Source organism: Bacteroides caecigallinarum (genome assembly GCF_016902295.1).
GTDB classification, from domain to species: domain Bacteria; phylum Bacteroidota; class Bacteroidia; order Bacteroidales; family Bacteroidaceae; genus Phocaeicola; species Phocaeicola caecigallinarum_A.
In genome coordinates this window covers 14,981-30,203 of the sequence record NZ_JACJLQ010000025.1, presented here as the reverse complement: position 1 = coordinate 30,203, position 15,223 = coordinate 14,981, and the positions used below count along the sequence as shown (strand labels likewise).

Genomic DNA, 15,223 nt, shown 5'->3' with positions numbered 1-15,223 from the left:
TCCCTTTTTCCTACCTTTGCCATAGACCAATAAACAGAACAACTACATGAATACACAACATTTGCTGCTCAGGCTTGTGCTGACGGTAGCTTTGGCCGTAGGGGCTATGGTCTCGGAAGCCGGAGTAAGGCTGTCTCCTCTTTTTTCGGACGGAATGGTTCTTCAGAGGGACAGGACTATACGAGTGACGGGATATGCCGCGCCGGGCGAGAAAATAAACATCAGTATAGCGAATAGAAAAGGAAACGCCGTTGCGGGACCCGACGGGCGATGGACGGTGGAGATGCGCCCCATGAAAGCCGGAGGGCCGTACGCTATGAGGGTGAACGAACTGACGCTTAAGGACGTAATGGTGGGCGACGTGTTCCTTTGTTCCGGACAGTCGAACATGGAGCTTACGGTGGCGAGGGTGATGGACAAGTATGCCGATATGGTGGAGGGGTACGAAAACACTCGTGTGCGCTATCTGAAGGTGCCATATTCGTACGAGTTTGGCGCCCCTTCTGAAAACATGAAACCTGAACCCTGGAAAGCCATGACGGCGGACAATGTGAAGGGATTTTCGGCTCTGTGTTATTTCTTCGGACGAATCCTGCAGGAGAAAACCTCCGTACCGGTGGGGATAGTGAATGCCAGCTGGGGAGGTACGCCCGTAGAGGCATGGATAAGCGAAGAAGGTCTGGCGGATTTTCCGGAATACGTGAATCTGAAATCGGTTTATGAGGACACGGACATGGCGGCGCAGACGGCCCGCGCGGAGCGAAGGTTGCAGCAGGCGTGGAGCGGACGGCTGTACGAGGCCGATCCGGGAGTGAACGGCGATATGCCGTGGTATGACGAGAGCTTGGACGACAGCTCGTGGGAAACGGTGGACATGTTTGACAGGGAGTGGGCCACAAGACGCGGGCGTCCGGCTAACGGCACTCACTGGTTCCGTCAGGATGTGGAGTTGCCATCTTCGTGGGCCGGCAAGGAAGCGGTGTTGCGTCTGGGATGTATGGTGGATGCTGACTCCGTGTATGTGAACGGACGTTTCGTCGGTACCACCTCATATCAGTATCCTCCGCGTGTGTACAATATTCCGGCCGGACTCCTGCGTGAGGGAACTAATCGCATAACGGTGCGCCTGTTCAGCTACGGAGGTCGTCCGTCGTTCGTCAGGGAGAAACCCTATAAGCTTGTATGCGGCGACAGCGAAATCTCACTCGGCTCCAAGTGGAGATACCGCGTGGGTGCTCAGATGCCTCCGTCACCGTCATCGACCACATTTCAGAACATTCCTGTGGGGCTGTACAACGGCATGATATATCCGATAAGGAACTATACGTTCAAAGGTGTGGCCTGGTATCAGGGAGAATCGAACGTGGGACGTTGGGGCGAATATGCCGAACTGCTGGGGATAATGATGAAGGACTGGCGGCGTACTTTCGGCAGCGACCTTCCTTTTTACGTGATAGAGCTTGCCGATTTCCTCGCCCCCGACGATCCGGGACGTGCGGCATGGGCGGAGCTGAGAAAGCAGCAGGCGGCAGCTGTTAAGGCTGACGGAAACGCCACTCTGATAAAGAACAGCGACACGGGCGAATGGAACGACATCCATCCGCTGGACAAGAAAACACCCGCAGAGAGACTTGTCAAGGCCGTAACTGATAACTCACAAACTTAAAAACTGAAAAACTCATAAACTCATACCATGAATATAACAAATCAAAAAGTTTCCATGGCCGAGAAGATAGGCTATGGATTGGGAGACTGTTCGGCGAACCTCGTCTTCCAGATGATGATGATCTATCAGACAAAGTTTTATACCGACGTATTCGGTCTCGAGGGAGCCATAGCCGGTACAGTGATGCTCGTGGCCCGCATTGTGGACGCCTTTGTCGATCCTACTGTAGGAATCCTTTCCGACAGAACCAATTCGCGATGGGGGAAATATCGCCCCTGGGTTCTTTGGACGGCCCTTCCGTTTATGGTGTTCTATGTGCTGGCCTTCTACAATCCCGGAATCGAGGACAAAGGCCTTGTGGCTCTTTATGCCACTATCTCATATACACTGCTCATGACGATGTATTCGTTCAATAACACTCCTTATTCGTCGTTGGGCGGAGTGATGTCGGCTGATATCAAGGAACGCACAAGTATCACTTCCGTACGTTTCGTGTTCTCCACCATAGCGCAGTTCGTGGTGCAGGGACTCACCCTGCCTCTCGTGGGCAAATTCTCCGAGGGAGCCGACAAGGCGCACGGATGGCTCTGTACCATCTCGCTGTTTGCGGCCGTTGGCTTCGTGTTCCTGCTTGTGGTGTTCTTCTCGTCAAAGGAGCGCATAACTCCTCCGGCCGGACAGAAAAACGATACACGCCAGGATATTAAGGATGTGTTCAGCAGCGTTCCGTGGCGCTCTATGTTCGTGCTTACGCTATTCGTGTTCATCACTCTTGCCATGTGGGGTAGCGCCATGAACTATTATTTCGAGAATTATGTGGACTCGGCAGCTCTCTACGCTTTCCTTGACAATATAGGTCTCGCCTATGCCGAACCGGTCGATTCTGTGGGCTACAGCATTCTTAACGCCTTCGGCCTTATAGTCAATTCGCCCGACAAGGCTTACGAGGTGGGCTTCGGAGTATTCAATATGGTGGGCGCCATAGTGCAGTTCTTTGGAGTGATATTCCTCTCGGAATTTCTTGCGGCTAAGTACGGAAAGAAACGTACTTTCATTGTCTGTCTCGCCCTTACGGCCGTATTTACAGCCATGTTCTACTTCCCGGCGAAGGATAATATAGGATTGATGTTTGCCCTTAACTTCCTCAAGAGTTTGGCATACGCACCTACAGTGCCATTGTTGTGGGCCATGATTGCCGATGTGGCCGACCATTCTGAGTACATTCACTACCGCCGCGCCACGGGCTTCGTGTTTGCGGGTGTGGTGTTCGCACTTAAGGCCGGTCTGGGTGTGGGCGGCGCTATCCTCGGCTTCCTGCTTTCAGGCTTCGGATATGTGTCCGGAGTGGGCTCAGCGCAGACGGAAACGGCTGTTCACGGCATAGTGCTTTCTTCAAGCCTTATTCCGGCGGCATGTTTCTTCGTGGGAGTGATTGCTCTGCTGTTCTATCCTATCAGTAAGGAATATAACGAGAAGATGCAGGCCGAACTCAAGGTGCGCAGAAGCAGAAATGATTATTGATAATTATCAACTAACAACTAAAATACCATGAAACTAAGAGACATTTTGGCCGCCTCGGTGTGCGGCGCGGTGATGGCCGCTTGTGCGGGAAACACAACGGCTGTGGTTAATGAAAAAGGATTGAAGGACGCGGTGGGAGATAAGTTCCTTATCGGAACGGCGCTTAACGTTTGGCAGTCGGGCGGAATTGACACTTCGGCCATTAAAATCGTAAAAAAACATTTCAACGCTATCGTGGCGGAGAACTGTATGAAGATGGAGGAAGTGCATCCGGAAGAAGGTGTGTACGACTTTAAGGATGCCGACAAGTTCGTAAATTTTGGTGTCGATAACGGATTGACGGTTACCGGTCACTGCCTGATATGGCATTCGCAGTGTCCTGCATGGTTCTTCCTCGACGATAAAGGCAAAACCGTTACTCCAGAGGTGCTGAAACAAAGAATGAAAGAGCATATCACTACGGTAGTAACGCGATATAAAGGAAAGATCAAAGGCTGGGACGTCGTGAATGAGGCTATCGTGGAAGACGGCTCGTATCGAAAGAGCAAGTTCTATGAGATTCTTGGCGAGGAGTTCATACCATTGGCCTTCCAGTACGCTCACGAAGCGGACCCCGACGTGGAGCTTTATTACAATGATTACGGAATGAACGTACAGGGCAGACGTGACGCTGTGGTGAAAATGGTGAAATCGCTTAAGGAACGCGGATTGCGTATCGACGCCGTGGGTATGCAGGGACACATGGGTATGGACTATCCTGAAATCGATGAATTCGAGGAAAGCATGCTGGCGTTCGCTTCTACAGGCGTTAAGGTCATGATTACCGAATGGGAGATGAGTGCCCTGCCTACAGTTCGCCGTAGCGCCAATATCTCTGATACCGTGGCGTTCAGGAAATCATTGAATCCTTATCCGGAAGCGTTGCCGGATTCTGTCAGCAAGGTGTGGAACGAGAGAATGGCACAGTTCTTCTCTCTCTTCGAGAAACATGCCGACATCGTTACCCGCGTGACAGCATGGGGCGTGAGCGACGGCGATTCATGGAAAAACAATTTTCCTGTTCCGGGACGCAAGGATTATGCTTTGCTGTTCGACCGCGACTATCAGCCGAAAGATTTTGTGAAAGAGATTATCAACAAATAACAGGACATCAGGGCTTCAGTTACAAGATGACAAGGTCTCCATCGGATGGAAAGCCTTGTCAACTCGTCACCTGAAAAACTTCAACAATTAAAAAAATAAGATTATGAAAAAAGAAGAAAGATACCTTTTCCCTGCCGATTATATGGCAGACCCGTCTGTTCATGTGTTCAACGGACGTCTGTATATTTACCCGTCTCACGACCGTGAATCAGGAATCCCTGAAAACGACAATGGCGACCATTTCGATATGAACGACTATCACGTCTTATCAACAGACGATGTGATGCACGGCGAGATTACAGACCACGGCGTAGCGCTGCGTGTGGCCGATATTCCTTGGGCGGGACGTCAGCTTTGGGACTGCGATATAGCGTGCAAGGACGGAAAGTATTACCTCTATTTCCCTCTGAAAGACCGTAACGACATTTTCCGTATGGGTGTTGCTATAGGCGACAGACCGGAAGGTCCTTTCATCCCTCAGCCGGACCCTGTTCGTGGCAGCTACAGCATCGACATGGCAGTGTTCCGCGATGACGACGGAAGTCATTACATCTATTTCGGCGGTATATGGGGCGGACAGTTGCAGCGTTACCGTGACAACAAGGCCATAGAAAACCCTCATCTCCCGGCCGATGACGAACCTGCTCTTCCGAGCCGCGTTGTTAAACTTGCGGACAACATGCTCGAATTCGCCGAGGAACCGCGTCCTGTGATTATTCTTGGTGAGGACGGCAAACCTCTTACCGCAGGCGACCCGCACCGTTTCTTCGAGGCTTCGTGGATGCATAAATACAACGGTAAATACTATCTCTCATATTCCACTGGCGACACTCATCTGTTGTGTTATGCCGTTGCCGACAATCCTTACGGACCTTTCACATATCAGGGCGTGATTCTGACTCCTGTTGTAGGATGGACCACTCATCACTCTATCGCGGAGTATAAAGGCAAGTGGTATCTGTTCCATCACGACTGTGTCCCTTCAGGAGGAAAAACTTGGTTGCGCAGCCTTAAGGTAGTAGAGCTCGAGTATGACGAGAATGGAAAGATTATCACTATCGAAGGCAGTGATGATATAAGTAAATTTGGTCAGAGATATTGATTTTTCTTTAAGGTGAAGTTAGAGAAGTTATAGAAGTTATGGAGAAGTTACAGAAGTTAGCATTGTCTTTAACTTTCATAACTTCCCTAACTTCCTTTAACTTCTCAAAAAAACATCCATGTTGAAATCTGTACTATTAGCTTTGTTGATATGTGGTGCCGCCGTCACATCCCGTGCCGAGGATGGCAGCCGTCTGTGGTTGCGCTATGACACTGTCTCTTCCTCCGCGAAGATAGAAACCAGGATTGATTCGCCTACCGTGCGTTTGGCTGTAGGGGAGTTGTCCTCGTTCTGGAAAGGCGGAAAGGTGGAATTGCAGCTTATGGCGGACAGCAGACATTACAGCTTGGGTAACGAAGGCTACACAATCAGCACACGTAACGGCGTGACGACTCTAAGCTCCGTCTCTGAAAAGGGGTTGCTCTATGCTACTTATCATTTGCTCAGACTGCAGTCTTGCGGAGCCGATTGCTCGAATCTTGACATCAGCGAGAAACCGGCGTTCGATATACGTGTACTCAATCATTGGGACAATCCTGACGGAACCATCGAGCGCGGATATGCCGGACAGTCTCTCTGGAAATGGGAGGAACTGCCAGCTGTGGTCTCTCCCCGATACGCGGAATATGCGCGTGCTAATGCCTCGATAGGAATAAACGGTACAGTTCTGAATAATGTAAACGCTTCGCCTGATGTCCTTTCTTCAGATAATCTGATAAAGGTGAAAGCCCTTGCCGACGTATTCCGTCCGTACGGAATAAAGGTATATCTTTCTGTCAATTTTGCGTCTCCAATCAAGCTTGGCGGACTTGCTACCGCCGATCCTCTTGATGGTAAAGTCGCCGAATGGTGGAAAGTAAAGGCTGATGAGATATATACTCTTATACCTGATTTCGGAGGCTTCCTTGTGAAAGCCAATTCCGAAGGACAGCCCGGTCCGTGCGATTATCACCGTACGCATGCCGAAGGTGCCAATATGCTTGCCGCAGCACTGAAACCTCACGGCGGAATTGTCATGTGGAGAGCTTTCGTTTACAGCCCGTCCGACGACGACCGCGCGAAGCAGGCTTATCTTGAGTTCCGTCCTCTTGACGGACAGTTCATGGACAATGTCATTGTGCAGGTGAAGAATGGACCTATTGATTTCCAGCCACGCGAACCGTACAGCCCTCTTTTTGGCACCATGCCACACACGCAGCTCATGGTGGAATTCCAGGTAACACAGGAGTATCTGGGACATTCCAATCATCTGGCATATCTTGCTCCGATGTGGAAAGAGTTCTATTCATACTTTGCGCCGGCTGATTTGAAAGCCGTAGCCGGAGTTGCCAACATAGGGGATAATGTCAATTGGTGCGGCCATGACCTTGCGCAGTCCAACTGGTACGCTTTCGGACGTTTGGCCTGGAATCCTGAACTCGCTTCACGTGATATAGCCGAGGAATGGCTTGAGCAGACTTTTACTGCCGACAAGGAATTTGTCTCTCCAATGACTGAAGTGATGATGGAAAGCCGTGAAGCTGTAGTCGATTATATGATGCCTCTCGGCCTTCACCATATATTTGCCTGGGGACACCATTATGGTCCTGAGCCGTGGTGCGAGATAGACGGTGCCCGTCCTGACTGGCTCCCTAAATACTATCATCAGGCAGATGCTGACGGACTGGGATTTGACCGTACCGAGAATGGCAGTGACGCTGTGTCGCAATATCCTGACTCGATCGCGGCGGTATTCAATTCGTTGGAAAAATGTCCTGAAGAATTTATCCTTTGGTTCCATCACGTGCCGTGGAAACACAAGATGGCTTCCGGCCGCACATTGTGGGACGAGTTATGTTTCCGTTACCAGCGGGGCGTAGATAGCGCCAAGCATTTCGCTGAAGTGTGGGAAGAAATGTCACCGTATGTTGATTCGGAGCGTTATTCGGCCGTCTCTCATCGTTTTGACATACAGGCATCGGACGCTGTATGGTGGAAGGACGCCTGCTTAGAGTATTTCCGTACATTCTCGCGCATGAAATATCCGTCCGGTGTGGACAAGCCTGTGTTCAGCCTTAAGCAGTTGAAAAAGGTGAAACTACCGATAGACAATTATACCTGCCCGTCGGCGGATATGCTTCCTTCGGCAAATGATTGAATACTTTGTATGAGAAATGATTATTGCTCCTAAAAATAAATGGAGCATTGTTTAGGTTAGATTATAATTTCAGGGACTGTCGCAGACAAACCGTTGCGGCAGTCCTTTTTTTGTATAATGAGTGTAATATATTCTGTGTAACGCCGATGGTATGATGATGTTATACTTATTGATGGAATGTAACGTAATGAAAAGAATACGTAACATATTTGGAATGTGATAACAGACATAATACTTAATTTTGTGATGAAGAGGAAAACAATTAATTAACCTGATTATTTTTTATTATGAAACACTTTCTTTGTATGTGCGCCTTGTTTGCCATGTCAGGTATGGCATCAGCGCAAAATCCTATTATCAATCATTGTTTCACCGCTGACCCTACGGCCCGCGTGTTCGACGGGAAACTTTATATGTATCCGTCGCATGACATTCCAAGCCCTGTGGAGCGTCTGAAGGAATGGTTTTGTATGGAAGACTATCATGTATATTCTTCGGAAAATCTTGTCGATTGGACTGACCATGGAGTCATTCTCACGCAGGACCGTGTGCCCTGGGTTGAGCCTAAATCATACTCCATGTGGGCTCCGGACTGTGTGACAAAGGACGGAAAATATTATTTCTACTTCCCTTCACAGCCAAAAGGCCAGAAAGGATTCTCGGTAGGAGTGGCTGTGGCAGACAGTCCTGTTGGACCGTTCTTTCCCGATTGGAAACCGATAGAGGGTATTCACGGAATAGACCCTTGTGTGCTGATGGATACGGACGGACAGTCATATATATACTGGTCGGGAATGGGAATACATGTGGCGCGCCTGAAGGACAATATGCGCGAACTCGCTACAAAGCCGATTCCGGTCGAGGGTCTGCCGGAGGGCTTCAAGGAAGGACCTTTCGCCTTTGAACGTAACGGGAAGTATTATCTGACATTCCCGTGGGTCAAGAAGAAAACCGAGACACTGGCATACGCCATGTCGGATAGCCCGACAGGTCCGTTCGAATTCAAGGGAATAATCATGGACGAGTCGCCCACGGGATGCTGGACTAATCATCACTCTATAGTGGAATATAAGGGACAGTGGTACCTGTTTTACCATCATAACGACTATTCGCCGCAGTTCGATAAGAACCGTTCCGCGCGCATAGATTCGCTGTTCTTCAATCCGGACGGAACGATACAGAAGGTTATTCCGACATTGCGTGGGGTGGGGATTACAGACGCGAAAATGAAAATACAGATAGACCGGTACAGCAGGACAAGTAAACGAGGGGTGACTGTATCTCCTCTCAATCCGGACAATCCGTTTGACGGATGGAAATGCGGCCTGACATCGAAAGGCTCATGGGTAGAATATAGCGATGTGGATTTTGGTGATGCCGGTTTTGACGAGGTTAAGCTCCGTGTCAAGTCTGCGCGTGGCGGCGTGCTGCGCGTCAGTGCCGGAGGAAGAAACCTTGCCGAAGTAGAGATTCCTGCGGGCGGTGACTGGAAGATAATGACGGCACGCGCAACCGATGTTCCCGAAGGAGTGCAAAGCCTTCGTGTCTCGCTTGCCTCCGGTAAGGACGTTGATATCGACTGGTTAGGTTTTGGCGCTGTTCCCTGGAGCGAGGGAGCTTTCAGTAGCGGCAAGTATAGAAACTTTTTTGTTGAGATGGGATATTCACCCGAAGAGACAGACAAAAAGCTGAACCAAATATTTAACGACGTGTTCTACGGTCCGAACAAAGTATATTTCGAAGTCGGCGATAGCATGGCTTATATCAGCGATGTAAAGAATAAAGATGTCCGCACAGAAGGAATGTCATACGGGATGATGATAGCTGTACAGTTTGACAGGAAAGACATTTTCGACCGTTTGTGGCGATGGTGCAGCAGATACATGCAGCATCATGACGGCAAGTTCAAGGGATATTTCGCATGGAGCTGTACCACTGACGGCAAACGCAATTCTCAGGGCCCCGCGTCCGACGGCGAGCTGTATTATGTGACATCGCTCATCTTCGCCTCTAACAGATGGGGCAATGATACAGGCATCGACTATTTGGGCGAGGCGCGAAACATCCTTGACTGCTCTATGCAGAAAACCGGCATGAGCGAGGTGACTCCGCTGATAGACCTTGAAACCAGGCTGATAACATTCACACCGTCATGGTACGGCGCGCGGTTTACGGACCCGTCGTATCACGTGCCGGCGTTCTATGAGGTGTGGGCACGCTGGGCCGACGACGGCAGAAGCGCCTTCTGGCAGGAGTGCGCCAGAAGGAGCCGCGAATATCTCCACCGCTGCGTCCATCCCCAGACCGGACTTACGCCTGACTATTCCAACTACGACGGCTCGCTGATGCGCACCGGCGCCCTGCTTGGCGACGCGTTCAGATTCGACTCATGGCGTGTGCCGATGAACATCGCGCTTGACTATTCATGGTCGTGTGCCGATAGAGACTGGCAGCAGGAATACGCCGACAGGATTCAGTCGTTCCTCTACTCGAAAGGAATTGACACTTTTGTTGATCAGTACAATGTTGACGGTAGCGGAGTAGAAAGAATACTCGATGCGGGAGGATACACAAAGTTGCGTCATTCGCTGGGTCTTGTGGCCACATCGGCGGCTGTGTCACTCGCCTCGACCGATGAGCGTTGCTACGAGTTCGTCCGCCGCCTGTGGGACTCAAAGCATGAGCCGTACGACGACGGATACTTCGACGCGTATTACGACGGTCTTCTCCGTCTGTTTGCTTTCATGCACCTTAGCGGAAACTACAGGATTATATCAAAACAACATTCATAAACTTTAAAAAAATCCACATGAAAAAACTTACAGAAACACTGTTCGTCATGTTTATGGCAATCTTCGCCTTCTCCTGTACAGGAACCAAGCAGACAGGCGAGAAGCAATTCACCTTTGCAGGTAACCCATTGATAAGGGATAAGTTCACTGCCGACCCAGCCCCGATGGTCCACGACGGTCGTCTCTACCTCTATGTAGGTCACGACGAGTTCTACGAGGGCCAGGACACAGCGTCAGGCGGCAAGGAGTTCAACATTACGGAATGGCTCTGCTATTCCACTACTGACATGAAGACATGGACAGACCACGGCTCCGTACTGAAACCCACAGACTTCACGTGGGCTGTAGGCGAGGCATGGGCTTCGCAGGTGGTGGAGCGCAACGGCAAGTTCTATTACTACACCACAGTACAGGCTGGCGAGCCGTTCACCGGCAAGGCGGTAGGAGTGGCTGTAGCCGATTCGCCTACGGGACCTTTCACCGACGCCATAGGACGCCCTCTCGTGAGTGACGACATGACTTCCAACGGAGCACGCGGCTGGTGGAACGACATTGACCCTACGGTACTTATCGACGACGATGGTACAGCCTGGCTCTGCTGGGGAAACGGAACATGCTTTCTTGCCCGCCTGAAGGACAACATGACGGAGATTGACGGCGAAATCATGGTTGTGGACCTTCCACGATATGTAGAGGGACCGTGGCTCCACAAACACGGTGATATGTATTACCTGACATACGCTTCGATGGGCGAAGGACGCGAAAACATATCCTACGCCACAGCCGACAAGATGGGCCAGGAATGGGAATATCGCGGAGAGCTTACCGGCATGGCCGAAAACAGCTTTACAATCCATCCGGGAATAATAGAATTCAACGGTCAGTGGTATCTGTTCTATCATAACGCCGTACTGACTATTGATGGTCATAAGGGGGCTATAGGCCGCCGCTCGGTATGTTTCGACAAGCTGTATTATAATCCTGACGGAACAATGAAACCGGTGGAGCAGAGTGAAAGTGTATTAGAGTAAAGTATTAAAGCAGTAAAGTATAAAAGGAGGTAAAGCCCGGATGTGTGGCTTTACCTCCTTTCTCTTCCTTATTACTTTTACTACTTTATTACTTAATCTCCTTTATTCCTGCCATTTCAAGCAGTTTGTCCACGGCTGCGCTCAGTCCGTCAGCGTTCTTTCCTCCGGCAGTCGCGAAGTGAGGCTGTCCTCCTCCGCCTCCCTGAATCAGTTTCGCGGCCTCGCGCACCATCGCTCCGGCGTTCAGTCCCGCCTTGACGAGGTCCTCGCCAAGCATTACCGTGAGCATAGGTTTGCCTTCGTAGGCACTGCCTATTGCTACCAGCAGATTGCCGCCCATCTCGCCTTTAAGCTGGAATGCCAGGTTCTTTACCGTATCGGCAGGCAATGGCAGAACGGCACTTACCACCTTTATGCCGTCCGCTTCTTTTGCGTTGGCTATCAGTTTCGCCTTCACTTCGGCTTCCTTCTCCTTCATATACTCTTCCACCTGTTTCTTCAGGCCTGAGTTCTCTTCTATATATTTGTTTATTGCAATCTTAAGGTCCGGAGCGTTGTTGAACAGAGCCTTCAGGTCTGCCAGAGTATCCTGGATAGTGTCAAGCATCTCCTCCACACGGGCACCCGTCACTGCCTCTATACGGCGCACGCCCGCAGCGACAGAACTTTCTGAGATTATTTTCACCATACCGATTTTACCCGTAGCCGAAACGTGTGTACCGCCGCAGAATTCTATTGACGATCCGAACTGCACCACGCGGACCTCGTCGCCGTATTTTTCGCCAAACAAAGCGATGGCGCCTAATTCCTTAGCTTTTTCTATAGGCAGATTGCGGTACTCTGTCAGAGGCACATTCTCGCGAATCTTGGCGTTCACCAGATGTTCCACCTCGCGAATCTGTTCAGGAGTGACCTTCTGGAAGTGAGAGAAGTCGAAACGCAATGATTCCGGAGTAACCAATGAACCTTTCTGCTCCACATGAGTACCAAGTACGCTGCGCAATGCCTCGTCCAGCAGGTGCGTACAAGAGTGGTTGGCCGCGCACGCGTCACGCTTGTCAGTGTCCACACACGCCATCATCGGAGCCTCAGGATGTTCCGGCAGTCTCTTTGCAATATGAATAGGCAGATTGTTTTCCTTCTTCGTGTCTATAATGTCGATAGTCTCGAACTCGCTAACCAATACACCGGTATCGCCCACCTGACCGCCACTCTCGGCATAGAAAGGAGTGTCGCTCAGCACTATCTGATACAGAGTCTGGTTCTTCTGCTTTATCTGACGGTAGCGGAGTATGGAAGTCTCATATTCCGTATAGTCGTATCCCACGAAGCGAGTCTCACCTTCTTTCAAGGTAATCCAGTCGCCTGTTTCTACAGCCGCAGCGTTACGGGCACGTGCTTTCTGTTTTTCCATTTCTGCCTCGAAACCCTTTACATCGGCAGTAAGACCATTCTCGCGAAGAATAAGTTCTGTAAGGTCGAACGGGAACCCGAAAGTGTCGTACAGCGTGAACGCGTCCACACCGCTGATTTCTGTTTTGCCGGCTGCTTTAGTTTCATTCATTGTCTTGTCAAGAAGGCGGATACCGGTTTCGAGAGTACGCAGGAATGATTCTTCTTCTTCCTTGATGACTTTTTCTATCAAAGCCTGCTGAGCCTTCAGTTCAGGATAAGCCCCGCCCATGTTTTCCACCAATACAGGAACCAGACGATACATGAAAGCCTGCTTCTGTCCGAGGAATGTGTATGCATATCTCACCGCGCGGCGCAGGATACGGCGTATTACGTATCCCGCCTTAGCGTTCGACGGCAGCTGTCCGTCGGTTATCGAGAATGAAATAGTACGTATGTGGTCCGCTATAACTCGCATTGCCACATCCGTCTTTTCGTCAGTTCCGTATGCCACTCCTGCCATGTCGCCTATAACCTTTATGATAGGCTGGAACACGTCGGTGTCATAGTTGGAAGTCTTTCCCTGCATTGTACGTACCAGACGTTCAAATCCCATACCCGTGTCAATAACCTTTGCAGGAAGAGATTCCAGACTGCCGTCGGCTTTACGGTTATACTGCATAAATACCAGGTTCCAGATCTCAATTACTTGCGGGTGGTCTTTATTAACCAGTTCACGTCCCGGAATTTTAGCTTTCTCTTCTTCCGAACGAGAGTCAATATGGATTTCCGAACAAGGACCGCATGGACCTGTGTCGCCCATTTCCCAAAAATTATCGTGCTTGTTTCCGTTTATTATATGGTCTTCCGGCATATATTGAGCCCAATATCCTGCAGCTTCATTATCACGTTCCAGTCCTTCTTCAGGGCTTCCCTCGAACACCGTGGCATAAAGGTCTTTAGGGTTTATTTTCAATACGTCCACCAGGAATTCCCATGCCCACGCTATGGCTTCTTTCTTGAAATAGTCGCCGAACGACCAGTTGCCGAGCATTTCGAACATGGTGTGATGGTAGGTATCGTGACCCACTTCTTCAAGGTCGTTATGCTTTCCGCTCACACGAAGGCATTTTTGTGAGTCAGTCACACGTTTATATTTTGCCGGGTGATTACCTAAAATAATGTCCTTAAACTGATTCATACCTGCATTGGTAAACATCAGCGTAGGGTCGTCCTTAATCACCATTGGTGCCGATGGCACAATCTGATGTCCTTTTGACTCGAAGAACTTTACGAACGAGTCGCGGATTTCATTTGCTGTCAACATATTTATATTCTATGATGGTTAATATTCTGAAAATTGATTTGCAAAGATAACTTGTTTTATTATTTTTGTCGTTAAATTTGGTGCAAAATATTGATATATTGTATCTTATTTTTTCATAAAACGATTAAGGATGCGTAAAGTTTACTATATATATAACCCTAAAACACGGACGTACGATCGTATTTATCCCACTTTGCGTCAGAGAATAATGAGTTATTTGAGGCGTTTGTTTGTAGGAATGGGATTAGGAGCCGGCAGTTTCCTTGTTTTTTTCTTTATTTTTGGCTCTCCGTCCGAAAAGAGTTTGCGTACAGAGAATTCCAAGCTTCAGGCTCAGTATCATATATTGTCCACAAGACTTGACGAAGCTCTTAATGTAATGAAGCAGATTCAACAGAGAGATGATAATCTGTATAGGGTTATAATGCAGGCCGACCCTGTGAATGATGGTCTGCGGCTGGCAAGTTATGGCAATACCAACAGATACGGTGAGCTGATGGATATGGCGAATTCAAGGTTGGTTGTCAATACTTCCAAGAAGATGGATCTTCTGGCAAGACAGCTTTATATTCAGTCGGAATCGTTCGATGAGGTTGTGGAACTGTGTAAGAATCATGATGAAATGCTCGAATGTATTCCTGCGATACAGCCTGTTTCTAATAAAGATTTAAAAAGGACAGCATCGGGATACGGTTCCCGAATTGACCCGATATATAAAACTGTGAAATTTCATGAAGGTATGGACTTTTCTGCCAATGTTGGTACTCCGGTATATGTTACAGGCAACGGAAGGGTTGTAAAGGCAGGATGGGAAGGGCTTTATGGAAACTGTATTACAGTGGATCATGGATTCGGATACGTTACGAAATATGCCCATTTAAGTAAAATCAGGGTTAGAAACGGTCAGAATGTGGTTAGAGGAGAGATAATAGGAGATGTAGGGAGTACAGGAAAAAGCACAGGTCCGCATTTACATTATGAAGTACACGTAAAAGGAAAAGTGGTTAATCCTGTAAATTATTATTTCATGGACCTTAATGCTGAAGATTATGACAAGATGGTTGAGATAGCATCCAACCATGGTAAAGTTTATGATTGATATTATTAAATTA

The 15,223-nt window shown here is 49.2% G+C and carries 9 protein-coding genes and 1 pseudogene; 9 read left to right on the top strand and 1 reads right to left on the bottom strand.

Annotated elements, in window-relative coordinates; translation table 11 throughout:
• Window positions 1-46: 46 nt before the first annotated feature.
• The 8 genes and pseudogenes from H6A27_RS09605 (at window position 47) to H6A27_RS09575 (ending at window position 11,392) form a co-directional block, all read left to right on the top strand.
• Window positions 47-1,666, top strand: a complete 1,620-nt coding sequence (locus tag H6A27_RS09605) for a sialate O-acetylesterase (RefSeq protein ID WP_204508530.1) — start codon at window positions 47-49, stop codon at window positions 1,664-1,666.
• A gap of 27 nt (window positions 1,667-1,693) precedes the next feature.
• Window positions 1,694-3,187 (top strand): MFS transporter, encoded by a 1,494-nt coding sequence (locus tag H6A27_RS09600; RefSeq protein ID WP_204402697.1) that lies wholly within the window; start codon window positions 1,694-1,696, stop codon window positions 3,185-3,187.
• Between the two features lie 27 nt (window positions 3,188-3,214).
• The gene (locus H6A27_RS09595; protein ID WP_204508529.1) at window positions 3,215-4,330 is read left to right on the top strand and encodes an endo-1,4-beta-xylanase; all 1,116 of its coding nucleotides are present in this window, start codon (window positions 3,215-3,217) and stop codon (window positions 4,328-4,330) included.
• 103 nt (window positions 4,331-4,433) lie between these two features.
• Complete coding sequence (locus H6A27_RS09590) at window positions 4,434-5,432, top strand: glycoside hydrolase family 43 protein (protein WP_204402693.1); 999 nt, start codon at window positions 4,434-4,436, stop codon at window positions 5,430-5,432.
• A 118-nt stretch (window positions 5,433-5,550) separates the two neighbouring features.
• Window positions 5,551-7,569 carry an alpha-glucuronidase gene (locus tag H6A27_RS09585; RefSeq protein ID WP_204508528.1) on the top strand — a complete coding sequence of 673 codons (2,019 nt, stop codon included), beginning with the start codon at window positions 5,551-5,553 and terminating at the stop codon, window positions 7,567-7,569.
• 287 nt (window positions 7,570-7,856) lie between these two features.
• Window positions 7,857-9,152 (top strand): annotated as a pseudogene (locus H6A27_RS15815) (family 43 glycosylhydrolase); the annotation flags it as partial.
• Complete coding sequence (locus H6A27_RS15810) at window positions 9,144-10,361, top strand: family 8 glycosyl hydrolase (RefSeq protein ID WP_477005003.1); 1,218 nt, start codon at window positions 9,144-9,146, stop codon at window positions 10,359-10,361. The pseudogene H6A27_RS15815 and the gene H6A27_RS15810, both read left to right, overlap by 9 nt.
• A gap of 53 nt (window positions 10,362-10,414) precedes the next feature.
• Window positions 10,415-11,392 carry a glycoside hydrolase family 43 protein gene (locus H6A27_RS09575; protein ID WP_420867850.1) on the top strand — a complete coding sequence of 326 codons (978 nt, stop codon included), beginning with the start codon at window positions 10,415-10,417 and terminating at the stop codon, window positions 11,390-11,392.
• An 88-nt stretch (window positions 11,393-11,480) separates the two neighbouring features.
• Here the strand turns inward: H6A27_RS09575 and alaS are convergent, their stop codons facing one another.
• Complete coding sequence (alaS, locus tag H6A27_RS09570; protein WP_204508526.1) at window positions 11,481-14,111, bottom strand: alanine--tRNA ligase; 2,631 nt, start codon at window positions 14,109-14,111, stop codon at window positions 11,481-11,483.
• A 130-nt stretch (window positions 14,112-14,241) separates the two neighbouring features.
• On the opposite strand from alaS, the gene H6A27_RS09565 reads away from it, so the two are divergent.
• Complete coding sequence (locus tag H6A27_RS09565) at window positions 14,242-15,210, top strand: M23 family metallopeptidase (RefSeq protein WP_204402685.1); 969 nt, start codon at window positions 14,242-14,244, stop codon at window positions 15,208-15,210.
• The last annotated feature ends 13 nt before the right edge of the window (window positions 15,211-15,223 follow it).

Bases quoted from the DNA above. Each gene is read 5' to 3' on its own strand.
- H6A27_RS09605 (WP_204508530.1), top strand. From the start codon at position 47: ATGAATACACAACATTTGCTGCTCAGGCTTGTGCTGACGGTAGCTTTG.
- H6A27_RS09565 (WP_204402685.1), top strand. From the start codon at position 14,242: ATGCGTAAAGTTTACTATATATATAACCCTAAAACACGGACGTACGAT.
- alaS (WP_204508526.1), bottom strand. From the start codon at position 14,111: ATGTTGACAGCAAATGAAATCCGCGACTCGTTCGTAAAGTTCTTCGAG.
- H6A27_RS09585 (WP_204508528.1), top strand. From the start codon at position 5,551: ATGTTGAAATCTGTACTATTAGCTTTGTTGATATGTGGTGCCGCCGTC.
- H6A27_RS09600 (WP_204402697.1), top strand. From the start codon at position 1,694: ATGAATATAACAAATCAAAAAGTTTCCATGGCCGAGAAGATAGGCTAT.
- H6A27_RS09595 (WP_204508529.1), top strand. From the start codon at position 3,215: ATGAAACTAAGAGACATTTTGGCCGCCTCGGTGTGCGGCGCGGTGATG.
- H6A27_RS09590 (WP_204402693.1), top strand. From the start codon at position 4,434: ATGAAAAAAGAAGAAAGATACCTTTTCCCTGCCGATTATATGGCAGAC.
- H6A27_RS09575 (WP_420867850.1), top strand. From the start codon at position 10,415: ATGGCAATCTTCGCCTTCTCCTGTACAGGAACCAAGCAGACAGGCGAG.